Origin of the sequence: Aeromonas sp. s6 (genome assembly GCF_040907815.1) — a bacterium.
In the GTDB taxonomy this organism is placed as follows: Bacteria; Pseudomonadota; Gammaproteobacteria; order Enterobacterales; family Aeromonadaceae; genus Aeromonas; species Aeromonas caviae.
Genome location: NZ_JBFOCN010000091.1, coordinates 1 through 14,052, shown reverse-complemented (window position 1 = coordinate 14,052; position 14,052 = coordinate 1). Strand labels below are relative to the sequence as shown.

Sequence of the window (14,052 nt, the reverse complement as noted above, 5' to 3'; positions counted from 1 at the left end):
AAGGCGACTGCGTAATGAATTTCTGGACTTGAGAGGTGCTTACAGCAAACCCGTACTCTGGTCACGCTCTTACTTTGCGGGCTCTTGCGGCGGAGCACCGTTGGAGGTGATCAAGCAATACATTCAAAACCAGCGGGGCTGACGCCCCGGCGAAATTCCCCTCCCACCTACGTCGGAGGGAGTCCCCTTTCGCATTTAAGATGGAGGCATTGTGCGCCCTTTACCCGCCCTGACGCTGACCCTGGCCATGCTGCTCTGGTCCAGCTCCTTCATCGCCCTCAAACATGTGCTGGAAATCTGGTCCTTCGGTCAGGTGCTCTTCATGCGGATGGGGGTGGCGTCCTGTTGCTGGCTGCTCTGCTACCGCCAGCTTGGCCGCGTCACTTACCAGAAGGGGGATTGGCGCTGGTTGGCCCTGATGGGGGCGCTTGAGCCCTGCCTCTACTTTCTTCTTGAAGTCAACGCCCTGCGTTACACCAGTGCCGGCCAGGCCGGTATGGTCTGTGCCCTGCTTCCCCTGATGGTGGCTCTGGTGGCCTTCGTGCTGCTTGGAGAGCGGGTGAGTCGCCGCCAGCTGCTGGGCTTTGCCATCGCCATCGTTGGCATCGCCCTGCTGGGGTTGGGGGAGGGCGCAGACGAGTTCGCCCCCAACGCCCTGCTCGGCAACAGCCTGGAGATGGGCGCCATGCTCTGCGCCGCCACCTATTCCGTGGTATTCAAGAAGCTCTCCAGCCGCTACGGCGTGATGACACTGACAGCGTTGCAGGCCTTCGTCGGCATGCTCTTCTTCGCGCCCTTTGCCTTCAGTGCGCCCTGGCCCGCGAGCTGGGCCTGGCAGGACATGGGGGTCATCCTCTTCCTCGGCGCCTTCGTGACACTTGGTGCCTACCTGCTCTACAACTGGTCGGTGACCCAGGTGAAGGTGACCCTGGCGGCTGCCTATGTGAACCTCATACCGGTCTTTACCCTGCTGCTCGCCTATCTGCTGCTGGGAGAGACGCTCACTGCCCTGCAATGGGTGGCCTGTGCCGCCGTGCTGGCCGGCATCGGGGTGGGCCAACTGCCGTCCGGCAGGAAGCGTGCGCAGGCAGTCGCCACCGGGGGATGAGTCGCCGTCATTGGGCTACAGTCTGGGCAGGGAAACACGCTGTCTAAGAAGGAGCCGACCGATGAGCGACATGCACTTGCTGGCCGCGGCCAAAAGCCTGTTGAGCCATCCCCCCTTTACCCTGGCCGATGCCAGAGCCCTGGAGGCGCTGGAAGAGGAAGCTGTGGGGGAGGAGGGGCTCTGCATCGCCGCGCTATGGGACATCGCCCTCGCGCTGGCGGACGAGGAAGCCAGACACTATCTCCTGGGGGATGGCTGAGCGGGTGTCGGGTGGGCGGACAGCAATGACAACGGGGGGCCTGGGCCCCCCGTTGTCATTGGCAGCTGTCGCTCAGATGGAGAGGCTCTTGACGGTGTCCGACACCGAGTTGGCGTCCTCGATGATCTCCTTGATGACGTCGGCGATGATGGTGGCCTGCTCCTGACCTGCCACCGCCTTGTCGGAGACGACGGAGACGGTCTGGGTGATCTGGGAGGTGATCTCCGAGTTGTGCTTGATGACGGTGACGATCTCGCTGGTGGAGCTGGAAGTGCGCGCCGCCAGTTGCCTCACCTCGTCGGCCACGACCGCGAATCCCCGTCCCTGTTCCCCGGCGCGGGCCGCCTCGATGGCCGCGTTGAGGGCCAGCAGATTGGTCTGATCCGCGATGCCGCTGATGGTGGAGATGATGGATTCGATGCTCCTGGATTGCTGGTTGAGCTGCTCTATCTGTTTGCTGACCGCATTGACCGAGGTGTTGATGTGAGAGGAGGTGTCGAGCACCCTGTCGATGACCTCCCGCCCCCTGGCGGCGCTCGCGACGGTTTCGCTGGCGATGGCACACGCCTTCTGGGCCGCTTCCCGGGTGGAGATGGATTTCTCCACCCGCTCGGTGATGTCGCTCGCCAGCTTGATGATTTTGACCACCTTGCCCTCGTGGTTGAAGATGGGGTTGTAGGTGGCCTCCAGCCATATCTTCTCCCCCCGGTGACCCAGACGCATGAAAAGCCCGGACTTGATGTCACCCGAGCCGAGATCCTGCCAGAAATGGGGGTTGTTCTGGTAGAACTCGGTGTCACAGAAGAGACGATGATGCTTGCCGACCACCTCTTCCAGCCGGTAACCAAAGCAGTTGAGGAAATTCTGGTTGGCGGTGATGACGGTGCCATCGGGTTGGAAATCGATGACCGCCAGGGACTTGTCCAGGGCTGCCAGCAGGGCCTGGGTGCGCTCCAGGGTGGATTGCTGCTGGGTCACGTCGGAGGCGACCTTGGCGATCCGCACCACCTTGACGTCGATCACGATGGGGAAATAGGTCGCCTCCAGCCACACGGCCTTGCCGGATTTCGACTGGCGAATGAAGCGGCCGCTGCGGGAGACGCCGTGGCGCAGATCCTGCCACAAGGTCTCGTAATCCCGGGTATTGACGTCGTCGGGGAAGCAGAGGGTGCTGTGATGCTTGCCGATCACCTCGTCACGTTCAAATCCCACGATCTTGAGAAACAGCGCGTTGGCGAAGGTGACCACTCCCGCCGGGGTGAACTGGACGAAGGGGACCTGCAACTGGATAGCCTGTTCAAATGCCCCCAGCTCCACCACCCTTGCCGCTTGCTCACTGGCTTCCTTGCTTGCTTTTTGATTCCAGAACATGACAGCGCTCCTCCATGAGACCCTTGAATGGGATAACGACCAAATATGAGTAAATTAACAATAGCATTGCGTCCTGATGAGTCGTCATCGTACTCAAATTAACTTTTTATTTTTCAATGTTGATAAATAGCTTCTTAATTGTAGGGTCTCGTACCAAGGTTATTTATCTCGTGGACCGCTTTGGGCCCCAGGGAATATTGGCATGAAGGCGCCTCTTTTGGCACTGACAATTGTCACGATGCCCCTATATATCGCCCTCGTATGAACCCTGTGGCACGTCAGGGATCTCGGTGGGGATAAAGTTGAGTCTTCTGGAACGCGGTGAAATTAGGTGGCTACGGGGATCGGGAAAAAGCCGCTATCTGACTCTCTGGTGTGAGAAATAAACGGCCAAGGGTGTGAGTTTTTGGATATCCGGCATGTGTGAACCCGTGACGACATTGCCGCTTCGGTATATTTTCTGTCCCGAAACAGGGAGTGTTTATTTTGCCTGCAAGGTAGAGAGTTTCTGGTTCAGGGACTCAATCTCTTTCTGATATCGGGTAGTGACCGACTGCATCTCTGCCGAGACATTGCGGGATCTTGCCTTGTTCTCCGTGATCTGGGTCATCTCGTTGTTCATCTTCTGCTTTTTGGCCTCGATCTCGGTGCGCAGAGCCTCGGCCTGGCGTTGTTTCTGGCCGTTCGCCAGGCTCTGCTCTATCTCCCGGGTCTGGTTGGCCGCCTGCTCCACCGCCTCGGGGGAGGGGGTATAGACATTGAGTACCATGGGTTTGGCGTCGCTGCTGCAGGGGATGTCGCTGAAGGTGATCTGCCCATCGCGGGCGCATTGATAGACTGCCGCCTGGACAACGGGGACGGTGGCAAGCCCCAGGCAGGTGAGAGAGATGACCAGCATGCGTGACATAGACTCCTCCTTGAATACTCTTCCTTGCACACTAGTACATGGCGCAAGGTCAGACAACGGCCTCGTTCAGGGTGTGACATTCCGGTCCTCACGTCGCCTCTCTCTGGTCCATGGCGGGGAGATCTCCTGCGCAATGGGTGTGCCATGGCGGCACAAAGCGACGGATCCCTGCCTGTTTCCCCGCAGTTCAACACATCAGAGCACCATAACGGGCCGCAATGAGGTATCTTATGCCCCGATTTCATCCATCAAACGGATAAGAGACAACACATGATCATCAAACCCAAGGTTCGCGGCTTTATCTGCACCACCACCCACCCGGTTGGTTGTGAAGCCAATGTTCGTCGCCAGATCGCTTACACCCAAGCCAAGGGCGCCATCGAGAATGGCCCCAAGAAGGTGCTGGTGATCGGCGCGTCCACCGGCTATGGTCTGGCCTCCCGCATTGCCGCAGCCTTCGGCAGCGGCGCCGCCACCCTCGGCGTCTTCTTCGAAAAAGCGGGCAGCGAGACCAAGACCGCCACCGCGGGCTGGTACAACTCCGCCGCCTTCGACAAGGCCGCCAAAGAGGCCGGCCTCTACGCCAAGAGTGTCAACGGCGATGCCTTCTCCCACGAGTGCCGCGCCAAGGTGATCGAGCTCATCAAGCAGGATCTGGGGCAGATCGATCTGGTGGTCTACTCCCTGGCCTCCCCGGTGCGCAGGCTGCCGGACACCGGCGAAGTGGTGCGCTCCGCCCTCAAGCCCATCGGTGAGGTCTACACCTCCACCGCCATCGACACCAACAAGGATCAGATCATCACCGCCACCGTCGAGCCGGCGAATGAGGAAGAGATCCAAAGCACCATCACCGTCATGGGCGGCCAGGACTGGGAACTGTGGATGGCGGCTCTGCGCGATGCGGGTGTGCTGGCTGACGGCGCCAAGTCCGTGGCCTACTCCTACATCGGTACCGACCTGACCTGGCCAATCTACTGGCATGGTACCCTGGGGCGCGCCAAGGAAGATCTGGACCGCGCCGCCACCGCCATCCGTGGCGATCTGGCTGCCAAGGGGGGGACCGCCCACGTGGCCGTGCTCAAATCCGTGGTGACCCAGGCCTCCTCTGCCATTCCCGTGATGCCGCTCTACATCTCCATGGCCTTCAAGATCATGAAGGAGAAGGGCATTCACGAGGGCTGCATGGAGCAGGTGGACCGCATGATGCGCACCCGCCTGTACGGCGCCGACATGGCGCTGGACGAGCAGGCACGCATCCGCATGGATGACTGGGAACTGCGTGAAGACGTGCAGCAGACCTGCCGTGATCTCTGGCCCTCCATCACCACCGAGAACCTCTCCGAGCTGACCGACTACACCGGCTACAAGCAGGAGTTCCTGCGCCTGTTCGGTTTCGGTCTGGACGAGGTGGACTACGATGCGGACGTGAATCCGGACGTGCAATTCGACGTGATCGAGCTGTAAGTCGGTCGTCAGCACAGACAGGGCCCTGCGGGGCCCTGTTTTTTTGCAGCAGACTCAACCTGTTGCCTCAGGTTTATTATCCGCGATCACCTTTTTCCCCGAACAAACCCGCTAGGCTTGCGCTGTCCGGATCACAGACGGCACCGCCGAGGTACGAAAGTCATGACCACATCCCATGAGGCGCCCAAGAAGCGCCAGCTCCCCACGGTTTATACCCTGCTTTTCATCATCATCGCCCTGATGGCGGCCCTCACCTGGGTGCTGCCGGCGGGTAAATACAACTATGTGACGGCCAAGACCCAGCAGCCGGTGGCTGCGGCGGCCGTGGCCGACTACAGCGGTGACGAGCGATTGCTGCCGGTACCCGGCAGTTACACCGAGCTCCCCTCCCAACCCCAGGGGGTATTCGATGTGCTCAAGGCGCCCATCCAGGGCTTTCACAAGGCGGCGGACGTGGCACTGTTCGTGCTCATCATCGGCGGCTTTCTGGCGGTGACCATGCAAAGCGGGGCGCTGGATGCCGGGGTCGGGGCCATAGTGCGCACCTTCGCCGGGCGCGAGCGGCTGCTCATCCCGGTGCTGATCGCCCTGTTTGCTCTTGGTGGCTCCACCTTCGGCATGGCGGAGGAGACGGTAGCCTTCTGGGCTCTCATCGTGCCGGTGATGATGGCGGCGGGCTTTGATCGCATGGTGGCGGCGGGGATTATCCTGCTCGGCTCCGGGGTCGGGGTGCTCGCCTCCACCGTCAATCCGTTTGCCACCGGCATCGCATCCGGCTTTGCCGGCATTCCCATCGGTGAGGGGATAGGTCTGCGGGTCATCCAGTGGCTGCTGCTGGTGATCTTCGCCTCCTGGTTCGTGATGCGCTACGCCAAACGGGTGCAGCAGGACAGGTCCCGCTCCGTGCTGGCCGACATCGCCTATGACGACGAGTTCTCCCAGATGAAGAGCGGCAACCTCGCCTTCAGCGGCAAGCAGAAGCTCACCATGCTGGTCTTCTTCGGCACCTTCCTGCTGATGATCTATGCGGTGGTACCCTGGTCGGATCTGGGCATCGATCTGCTGCCCACCCTGGGCTGGTGGTTTGACGAGCTCTCCACCCTCTTCTTCAGCGCCTCCATCCTGATTGCGTTGATCAACCGGATGCCGGAGTCCAACTACGTGGCGACCTTCCTCAACGGTGCGCGGGATCTCATCGGGGTTGCCCTGGTGGTGGCGGTGGCGCACGGCATCTATGTGGTGATGGAGCACGGCGTCATCATCGACACCATACTGCACTGGGCCGAGGGACTGGTGAGCGGGCTGTCGTCGTCGGTCTTCATCCTGATGGCCTATCTGGTGCACATCATCCTGAGCTTCTTCATTCCCTCCACCTCGGGGCTTGCGACCGTCTCCATGCCGTTGATGGGGCCGCTGGCGGACTTCTCCGGCATCTCGCGGGATCTGGTGATCACCGCCTATCAGTCCGCCTCCGGCTGGATCAACCTGTTCGCCCCCACCGCCGCTCACCTGGTGGCGGGGCTGGCGCTCGCCAGGATCCCCTACGATCGCTTCGTGCGCTGGGTGCTGCCCTTCATCATCGGGGCGGCTCTCATCACCATGGTGGTACTGGTGGCCGGGGCTCTGCTGCACGGCTGATGGCGCGGATAGAAAACGACAGACAACAAAAAGGCTCCCGCGGGAGCCTTTTTCATGAGCCTTGCTTACTGCTTGTAGCCCTTGAGGAAGCGGGCGAGACGGCCGATAGCCTCTTCCAGCTCCTCTTCCCGGGGCAGGAACACCAGGCGGAAGTGATCCGGTGCAGGCCAGTTGAAGCCGGTACCTTGCACCAGCAGGAGCTTCTCCTGCTGCAGCAGATCGAACACCATCTTCTGGTCATCGCGGATGTCGTACACCTTGGGGTCGAGGCGCGGGAACATGTAGAGCGCCCCCTTGGGCTTGACGCAGGAGACCCCGGGGATCTCGTTCAAAAGCTCCCAGGCCTTGTCGCGCTGGCGGCGCAGGCGACCGCCCGGCAGGATCAGCTCGTTGATGCTCTGGTAACCCCCGAGAGCTGTCTGGATGGCGTGCTGCATGGGCACGTTGGCACACAGGCGCATGGAGGCCAGCATCTCCAGCCCCTCGATGTAGCCCTTGGCACGGCCCTTGGGCCCGGTGATGACCATCCAGCCCTGGCGGAAGCCACAGGCGCGGTAGGCCTTGGAGAGGCCGTTGAAGGTCACCACCATGACGTCGTCGCACAGGGTGCAGACGCTGGTGTGGGAGATGTCGTCGTAGAGGATCTTGTCGTAAATTTCGTCGGCGAAAATGATGAGGTTGTGCTGGCGGGCGATCTCGATCACCTCCAGCAGGAACTCGCTGCCGTAGACGGCGCCGGTCGGGTTGTTGGGGTTGATCAGCACCAGGCCGCGGGTGCGCGGGGTGATGCGGGCGCGGATGTCGTCGAGATCCGGATACCAGTCAGCCCCTTCGTCGCAACGGTAGTGCACCGCATGGCCACCGGAGAGGGTGACGGCCGCGGTCCAGAGCGGGTAGTCGGGGGAGGGCACCAGCATCTCGTCGCCGTTGTTGAGCAGCGCCTGCATCGCCATCACGATGAGCTCGCTCGCACCATTGCCGATGTAGATGTCGTCGATGTCGACCTTGCGCATCCCTTTTTGCTGGTAGTACTGCATCACCGCCTTGCGGGCGGAGAAGAGCCCCTTGGAGTCGCAGTAGCCCTGGCTCTGGGGCATGTTGAGGATCACATCCTTGATGATCTCCTCCGGTGCTTCGAAGCCAAACGGGGCCGGATTGCCGATGTTGAGCTTGATGATGCGGTGACCTTCGTCTTCGAGACGGCGAGCTTCTTTGTGCACCGGGCCGCGGATGTCATAGCAGACATCGTCGAGCTTGTGCGACTTGTCGATAGTGAACATGGTGAGCGTGATTCCTTCCCCGTGGGGCGCGTTGGCAGAAAAGCTGTTTTTAGTATCAAATTTCTCTGCCCCTATTCTTCACAGAATTGAATGCTAGAACAATCTAATTTATGGAATAAATCCCTGATATTTACCCCTGAAACAGGGTTGTTGAAATGTTAAATTCAGCATGATCGTTTGCCTCTCTTTGGTAGATCAGTGAAAGATGAGGGGCAGATTCATAAAGCAACATGAGTGTATTGAAATATCTCCCCCATCTGGCACGATTGGCTGGGGTAAAAAAGGCCCCGACCCGTCGGTCTGCCAGGGGAGCACGCAGGCACAGGGGCTCATCTTCCCGCTCTCGAGGTTCACTCATGCAGGCACCCGCCACCGGTCGCTACCGCCATTTCAAGGGGGGCTATTACCAGGTTCTTGCCCTGGCCTTGCACACCGAAACCCAGGAGCAGCTGGTGATCTATCAATCCGAACAGGATGGTCAGGTCTATGCCCGCCCCGTCGCCATGTTCATGGAGTGGATTGAACATCAGGGACAGGTGGTGAGCCGCTTCACGCCGGTGGCCTGAGGCAGGCTTGGCGACATGAAAAAAGGCGCCAGAGGCGCCTTTTTTCATGGTGTCGGGGCTTACAGACCCAGATTGGCTCTGGCATAGGCCTCAAAATCGGTGCAGCCGCCGATGTGCTGCTCATCCAGGAAGATCTGCGGCACAGTGGTGACCGGCTTGCCCGCCTTGGCGGCGAGATCGTCCTTGGTCAGCCCGGCCACGTTGATATCCACGTAGCGGAACTCGAAGTCATCGCGCTCCTCGGTCAGTTGCTCGGCAATCTGCTTGGCACGCACGCAATAGGGGCAACCGGGACGACCAAAAATCTCTACAAACATCTTTTCTCTCCATTAAACAAGCCGTTGAAGAAGGCCATTGAGATGAGGCTGGGCACAGCATAGCCCCGCCGCCGTGCCAGTCAAAGCCGAAAATAGCGATGCGTCCGTTCGCCACCCCCGATTGCGCCCATTGCTGATGAAGGCTCCAGAGCCCCTGTCTCGCGCCAAGGTCGGGGAATGGGGGCCGCCTTGCTGGCAAGGCCACCTATATCGTTCATCACTGCTCGGCGATCTGGATGGGCTGCTGCTGGTAGATGCTCTCCAGCACGCCTTTTTCGAAGACGGTCCAGGGCCAGGGGGCCTTGCTGGCGCGATAGCGCTCGTGGGTGGCGGGGTCTTGCGACAGGCCGCGCTGGAACATCACGAAGGCCTTGCGCTGGCCACTTGCGGTGTCGATGAAGCCGGCGAGGTTCGAGGTGCCGGTGATGGTGCCCGTCTTGGCGTGCACCTTGTTCTTCATCATGGGGGCGGTGACGCTGCGGCGCCAGGCCAGGGTGCCGTCCACCTGGGAGCTTGGCAGCAGCTTGATGAAGTCGAGCTCGGCATCGTTCTTCTGGATGAAGTTAAGCACCGACAACATCTGGCGCGCGCTGATGAGATTGTGGGCGGAGAGGCCGGAGCCGTCGGCCAGGGTGGCGTTGCCAAGGTCAATGCCGTGCTTGGTCAGGATGGCGCGCACCGCCATGGTGCCGCTGCGATAGCTGCCCGGCTTGTTGTAGTAGTGACGCCCCACGGTTTTGAGGAAGGTATCGGCGTAGAGGTTGTCGGACTTTTTCAACATCTTGGCGAGCATCACCGGCAGGGAGACAGAGTAGTGGGTCGCCAGGGTCTGGGCACCGACAGGGGCCTGATGGGTGACCCGCAGCAGGCCGTCGTGGCTGATCCCGGCGCGGTTCATGGCCCAGCGGATGTTGTCCCAGCCCCAGGCCTCCACGTCATGGATGGCAAAGCGCAGCCCTTGTGGCTCCTTGTTCGGGGTGATGCAGCCCTTGAGCTCGTAGAAGTTGCCCTTGGCCATGTCTACTTCCAGAGCACAGAACTGACGCGCCATGTCGCCATAGCTCATCACCTCCACGTTGTCGGCGCCGATGCCGATGGGCACGCCGGTGGCCACGTTGCCCACCGCAGGCTTGCCAATCTGGGTGGCGGTGATGGTGCCGTAGGCGCAGTTCTTGTCGATGATGACCGAGGAGACGGGAGCGGCGAAACAGAGGGTCTGATCCCCCCAGGACCAGCCGTTGCCACGCTCATAGCCGTTGTAGGCACCGGTGTTGACATAGACGTTGCCCTGAATGCGGGTGACGCCCAACTGTTTGAACAGGGCAACCAGATCCATGCGCGACAGGGTCGGGTCGCCGACGAAGTTGATCCAGATGTCGCCGTTGATGGTAGTGCCCTGTTTGGCGCCGGGCTGGGCCTGGATGTCGGTGGCGAAGCGGAAGTCGGCACCGAGTTCGAGGCGGGCGGCGAGCGCGGTGAGCACCTTCATGGTGGAGGCGGGGGCTATCATGTCATCGGCGTGACGGGCAAATTCCACCCCGTTGTTACCCTGTACGATGACGGCGTACTGGCCCCCCTTGGGCGGGGTCAGCGGGGCGGCCTGGACCGCCAGAGAAAAGAGAGCACAAAAACCAATCAACAGCCGCTGCATAGGATCCTCTAACTGAACGAAAGGGCGGCATCAGAAACCGCCCCGATAATCAAACCGGGTGACTGCCGGGTATCGCCTGCCATGGGGTCAGGCCGGGGCGTTGGCAGTCCGGTAACGCCCCTCGTAATCGAATATTTTTTCCTTCACCTGCCAGAAGCGTCCCGACTTGCGGGCGATGACGAAATCCGGGTGACGGAACTGGTCTGCCGCGAGCATCACGCTCGCCAGGGTAGTGAATTCGGGCTCCAGGCCCGGGGCGGGCCAATGATGACGCACAAAGCGTTGTTGAAACAAGCGCTGTGCACCCCGGGAGTGAAAGGGGAAGTACTCCGTCAGGGTCAGGCCATCCTCGTCGTGGTAGGTCACCTCCAGCCGCTCCCCCTGCTTGCCGCGCCCAGGGCTCAGGGTCAAACCGGCGCAGCGGATCACCATGCAGTCCTTGAGATTGAGGGCCTCCTTGAGCTTGTCGTCAGGGTCCACCAGCAGCTGGTCACAGCTTTGGCAGCGGCGGGCGGCGATGTCGTTTTCAGCACCGCAACCTGGGCAGATCTTGGCGCGAAAGCGGTAGTCGCACTCCTCGCGGTTGCCCTCGTCATCTTCAAACAGTCCCTGACAGCGGCGGCCGTAGTGTTCGACCACCTTGCCATCCTCGTCGGTCTTGCCCCAGAAAGTGTTGGCAAAGCCGCAGGCGGGGCAGGGCACCTGAACCGGCTCGGTGCCGGCGTGGGGCCTGGGTTCCCCCACTTCGGGGGCAAACAGGTTGAAGTTGTTGCCTGCGTAGTCGAGCACCAGGCAATCGCTCTTGCCGGGTGAGAGGCGCAGGCCCCGTCCCACAATCTGCTGATAGAGCGACACCGATTCGGTGGGGCGCAGCATCACGATGAGGTCGACGTGGGGGGCATCGAAGCCGGTGGTGAGCACTGCCACGTTGACCAGAAACTTGAGCTCGCGCGCCTTGAAGGCACTGATTAGAGCGTCGCGCTCCGGTCCCGGCGTCTCGCCGGTGACGAGGGCGGCCTGCTGGTCTCTGGCACCGAGCAGGTCATGAATTTCCCGGGCATGCTCGACGGTGGCGGCGAAGATCATCACCCCCTGCCGGTCGGCCGCATACTCCAGCACCTGGCTCAGGATATGGGGGGTGACCCGCTCCTGTCGCTTGATCTCGCCGTTGAGCTGCGCCTCGCTGAACAGGCCGTTTTCCCGCGGCACCAGCTTGCTGAAGTCGTAGTGGACGATGGGGGCGTCCACCAGGCGCGGCGGGGTCAGGTAGCCGTTTTTCACCATGAAGCGCAGGGGCAGTTCGAACACGCAGTCACCGAACAGCCGCTCGCCGTGGCTCTTGACCATGCCGTGGTAGTGGCGCCGGTAGATCCAGCCCAGCCCCAGCCGATAGGGGGTGGCGGTGAGCCCGAGGATCTTGAGGGCCGGATTGGCGGCCTTGAGATGCTCGATCACCTGATGGTATTGGCTGTCGTCATCGAGCGAGACCCGGTGGCACTCGTCGATGATGAGCAGCGAAAAAGCGCCGTCGAAGGCATCCAGATTGCGCGCCACCGACTGCACCGAGCCAAACACCACCTGGGCGCTCGCCTCCTTGCGTGCGAGCCCCGCGGCAAAGATGTCGGCCCGGAGTCCCCAGGCCTCGTACTTGGCGTGGTTCTGCTCCACCAGCTCCTTGACGTGAGCCAGCACCAGCACCCGGCCACGGGCCTTGCGGGCCAGTTCGGCGATCACCAGGCTTTTGCCGGCCCCGGTGGGCAGCACCACCACGGCGGGATCCGGGTGTTTGCGAAAGTGGCTGATGACGGCGTTGACCGCGTCGGTTTGATAGGGTCTGAGAACGAACATGGGGAACGGCTGTGGTGCAAGATGGCGCCATTATAGGGATCTTGCGGGGAAAATGCAGCGAAGGGGGCGTGCTGACAGGAAGCGGGCCGGCAGGATGCCGGCCCGTGCAGGTCAGGGACCTCAGTGGAAGGGGAACAGGTAGTTGAGCCAGCTACCCATGCGCATCAGGATCTTGCGCATGATGGCCACGTGGTGGAAGTGCTCGGTATAGATGGCGGCCTGACCGCTGGAACCCGCGATCACCTGGTAGTTTGCCCATTCGGGATCGGTGATCTCGAGCACGATGGGCAGGCGACCCGGTACCTGTGCCGAGGTCTGATCGATAAGACCCGCCTGTGCCTGGATATTGCCCGGTGCCATGGCCGGGATAACGGACTGCACCTTGGCCTTGAAGATGCGGCCCGGAATGCCGTCGAGCACGACTTCGGCCTCGTCACCCGCCTTGAGCCGCTGCATGCTGTTCTGCCAGAACCAGCCGACATAGGCATTGGCATCTTCATGAATGAAGGTCATCACGGGGCGGAACATGAAGGGGGCGGCAATCATGCCCGGGCGCAATGCCAGTTGTACGACATGACCGTCACTCGGGGCGTAGACCACGGTCTGCTCCAGATCGTACTTGGCGATGTTGAGCTGGGCACCCAGGTCATTGAGGGTCGCTTTCTGCTGATCAATTTGGGCGACGATGTCATCCACGTTGGCCTGGGTGACGTCGAGGTCGCGCTGTTTGCCGATGCCCCGTCGCATCAGCTCCTGGGCGCGATCCCTGTCCAGGCTGGCGGATCGCAGGCGGGCGTCCAGAGCCTTCAGAAAATCGGTGTTGGAGGCGAGGCGCGCCGTCAGGCTGGCGACCTTCTCCTGGAAGGGCTCAGCGTCGATGCGAAACAGCACATCCCCTTTCTTGACCGGCTGGTTGGGCTTGACCGGGACGTCGGTGACACGCCCCTTGACCAGGGGCACGACCGGGGTGGAGACATAATAGTTGCGAGCCAGCTCGGAATAGGGGTGGTTGTAGTTCATCAGCATGATGAGTGTGCCGATGATGATGACGCCACCCAGTACGGCGGTCGGCACGGTCCACTTGTTGAGCGGGATCTTGAAGATCTTGAAAATACCTATGCAGAGGGCTGTATAGGTGAGAATAAGTAGCAGGTCCATGGGGCGTTACCTATTTGTCGGTCTGTTCGAGCGTGGTCATGCGAGCCTGCAGTGCTGCCAGCTCCTCTTTGAGTGCGCTGATCTCTGTCTCGTCATGTTGTAGGCGTTGCGAGAAGCCCCAGCCGCGATCGGGGCGATAAATCGTGGCCCAGATCCAGAGGAAGGGCCAGAGCACGTGCAGGGTGAACAGGCTGACCCAGCCTGCCACGTGAATGGCGTCCTGGTGGGGGTGATTACGGTGCTTGGCAATTTCATATGGAATATCGTGAATGACGATAATGCCATCTTAAATGCGAAAGGGGACTCCCTCCGACGTAGGTGGGAGGGGAATTTCGCCGGGGCGTCAGCCCCGCTGGTTTTGAATGTATTGCTTGATCACCTCCAACGGTGCTCCGCCGCAAGAGCCCGCAAAGTAAGAGCGTGACCAGAGTACGGGTTTGCTGTAAGCACCTCTCAAGTCCAGAAATTCATTACGCAGTCGCCTT

General features: G+C 61.1%; 15 protein-coding genes. 6 read left to right on the top strand and 9 right to left on the bottom strand.

The window, feature by feature from the left end; translation table 11 throughout:
- The 3 genes from AB5Y50_RS14030 to AB5Y50_RS14020 form a co-directional block, all read left to right on the top strand.
- On the top strand, positions 1-142 hold a 142-nt coding region (locus tag AB5Y50_RS14030), incomplete at its 5' end, for a transposase (RefSeq protein WP_319861765.1).
- A gap of 69 nt (positions 143-211) precedes the next feature.
- Entirely contained in the window at positions 212-1,108 is an 897-nt protein-coding gene (locus tag AB5Y50_RS14025; protein ID WP_049636405.1) for a DMT family transporter, read from the top strand.
- A gap of 61 nt (positions 1,109-1,169) precedes the next feature.
- The gene (locus tag AB5Y50_RS14020) at positions 1,170-1,367 is read left to right on the top strand and encodes a hypothetical protein (protein ID WP_039038678.1); all 198 of its coding nucleotides are present in this window, start codon (positions 1,170-1,172) and stop codon (positions 1,365-1,367) included.
- Between the two features lie 72 nt (positions 1,368-1,439).
- Here the strand turns inward: AB5Y50_RS14020 and AB5Y50_RS14015 are convergent, their stop codons facing one another.
- Both AB5Y50_RS14015 and AB5Y50_RS14010 read right to left on the bottom strand, forming a co-directional pair.
- Positions 1,440-2,738, bottom strand: a complete 1,299-nt coding sequence (locus AB5Y50_RS14015; RefSeq protein WP_043156373.1) for a PAS domain-containing methyl-accepting chemotaxis protein — start codon at positions 2,736-2,738, stop codon at positions 1,440-1,442.
- 481 nt (positions 2,739-3,219) lie between these two features.
- Positions 3,220-3,645, bottom strand: a complete 426-nt coding sequence (locus tag AB5Y50_RS14010; protein ID WP_319882606.1) for a DUF4124 domain-containing protein — start codon at positions 3,643-3,645, stop codon at positions 3,220-3,222.
- Positions 3,646-3,915: 270 nt separating this feature from the next.
- On the opposite strand from AB5Y50_RS14010, the gene fabV reads away from it, so the two are divergent.
- Both fabV and AB5Y50_RS14000 read left to right on the top strand, forming a co-directional pair.
- Positions 3,916-5,109: an enoyl-ACP reductase FabV gene (gene fabV / locus AB5Y50_RS14005; protein ID WP_319882607.1), complete on the top strand. Its 1,194-nt coding sequence runs from the start codon at positions 3,916-3,918 to the stop codon at positions 5,107-5,109.
- Between the two features lie 162 nt (positions 5,110-5,271).
- A complete protein-coding gene (locus AB5Y50_RS14000) occupies positions 5,272-6,747 on the top strand; it encodes a YfcC family protein (protein WP_319882608.1) in 1,476 nt (491 codons plus the stop codon).
- Between the two features lie 65 nt (positions 6,748-6,812).
- On the opposite strand, the gene AB5Y50_RS13995 is transcribed toward AB5Y50_RS14000, so the two are convergent.
- Positions 6,813-8,027, bottom strand: a complete 1,215-nt coding sequence (locus AB5Y50_RS13995; RefSeq protein WP_005302243.1) for a pyridoxal phosphate-dependent aminotransferase — start codon at positions 8,025-8,027, stop codon at positions 6,813-6,815.
- A 356-nt stretch (positions 8,028-8,383) separates the two neighbouring features.
- On the opposite strand from AB5Y50_RS13995, the gene AB5Y50_RS13990 reads away from it, so the two are divergent.
- The gene (locus tag AB5Y50_RS13990) at positions 8,384-8,593 is read left to right on the top strand and encodes a DUF1653 domain-containing protein (RefSeq protein ID WP_010674028.1); all 210 of its coding nucleotides are present in this window, start codon (positions 8,384-8,386) and stop codon (positions 8,591-8,593) included.
- Between the two features lie 59 nt (positions 8,594-8,652).
- Here AB5Y50_RS13990 and AB5Y50_RS13985 read toward each other — a convergent pair whose 3' ends face one another.
- The 6 genes from AB5Y50_RS13985 to AB5Y50_RS13960 form a co-directional block, all read right to left on the bottom strand.
- Positions 8,653-8,910, bottom strand: a complete 258-nt coding sequence (locus AB5Y50_RS13985; protein WP_010674029.1) for a GrxA family glutaredoxin — start codon at positions 8,908-8,910, stop codon at positions 8,653-8,655.
- Between the two features lie 217 nt (positions 8,911-9,127).
- Positions 9,128-10,561: a D-alanyl-D-alanine carboxypeptidase/D-alanyl-D-alanine-endopeptidase gene (gene dacB / locus AB5Y50_RS13980; RefSeq protein WP_043156376.1), complete on the bottom strand. Its 1,434-nt coding sequence runs from the start codon at positions 10,559-10,561 to the stop codon at positions 9,128-9,130.
- 87 nt (positions 10,562-10,648) lie between these two features.
- Positions 10,649-12,409: a DEAD/DEAH box helicase gene (locus AB5Y50_RS13975; RefSeq protein WP_043156377.1), complete on the bottom strand. Its 1,761-nt coding sequence runs from the start codon at positions 12,407-12,409 to the stop codon at positions 10,649-10,651.
- Between the two features lie 120 nt (positions 12,410-12,529).
- Positions 12,530-13,567 carry an HlyD family secretion protein gene (locus AB5Y50_RS13970; protein WP_010674032.1) on the bottom strand — a complete coding sequence of 346 codons (1,038 nt, stop codon included), beginning with the start codon at positions 13,565-13,567 and terminating at the stop codon, positions 12,530-12,532.
- 10 nt (positions 13,568-13,577) lie between these two features.
- The gene (locus tag AB5Y50_RS13965) at positions 13,578-13,847 is read right to left on the bottom strand and encodes a DUF3302 domain-containing protein (RefSeq protein WP_041201542.1); all 270 of its coding nucleotides are present in this window, start codon (positions 13,845-13,847) and stop codon (positions 13,578-13,580) included.
- 63 nt (positions 13,848-13,910) lie between these two features.
- Positions 13,911-14,052, bottom strand: a 142-nt coding sequence (locus AB5Y50_RS13960) for a transposase (RefSeq protein WP_319861765.1), incomplete at its 5' end; no start/stop codon positions are given.

What these genes read in the sequence shown, in the direction of transcription:
- dacB (WP_043156376.1), bottom strand. Translation starts at nt 10,561, where the DNA reads ATGCAGCGGCTGTTGATTGGTTTTTGTGCTCTCTTTTCTCTGGCGGTC.
- AB5Y50_RS14020 (WP_039038678.1), top strand. Translation starts at nt 1,170, where the DNA reads ATGAGCGACATGCACTTGCTGGCCGCGGCCAAAAGCCTGTTGAGCCAT.
- AB5Y50_RS14000 (WP_319882608.1), top strand. Translation starts at nt 5,272, where the DNA reads ATGACCACATCCCATGAGGCGCCCAAGAAGCGCCAGCTCCCCACGGTT.
- fabV (WP_319882607.1), top strand. Translation starts at nt 3,916, where the DNA reads ATGATCATCAAACCCAAGGTTCGCGGCTTTATCTGCACCACCACCCAC.
- AB5Y50_RS14015 (WP_043156373.1), bottom strand. Translation starts at nt 2,738, where the DNA reads ATGTTCTGGAATCAAAAAGCAAGCAAGGAAGCCAGTGAGCAAGCGGCA.
- AB5Y50_RS13995 (WP_005302243.1), bottom strand. Translation starts at nt 8,027, where the DNA reads ATGTTCACTATCGACAAGTCGCACAAGCTCGACGATGTCTGCTATGAC.
- AB5Y50_RS13975 (WP_043156377.1), bottom strand. Translation starts at nt 12,409, where the DNA reads ATGTTCGTTCTCAGACCCTATCAAACCGACGCGGTCAACGCCGTCATC.
- AB5Y50_RS13990 (WP_010674028.1), top strand. Translation starts at nt 8,384, where the DNA reads ATGCAGGCACCCGCCACCGGTCGCTACCGCCATTTCAAGGGGGGCTAT.
- AB5Y50_RS14010 (WP_319882606.1), bottom strand. Translation starts at nt 3,645, where the DNA reads ATGTCACGCATGCTGGTCATCTCTCTCACCTGCCTGGGGCTTGCCACC.
- AB5Y50_RS13985 (WP_010674029.1), bottom strand. Translation starts at nt 8,910, where the DNA reads ATGTTTGTAGAGATTTTTGGTCGTCCCGGTTGCCCCTATTGCGTGCGT.
- AB5Y50_RS13970 (WP_010674032.1), bottom strand. Translation starts at nt 13,567, where the DNA reads ATGGACCTGCTACTTATTCTCACCTATACAGCCCTCTGCATAGGTATT.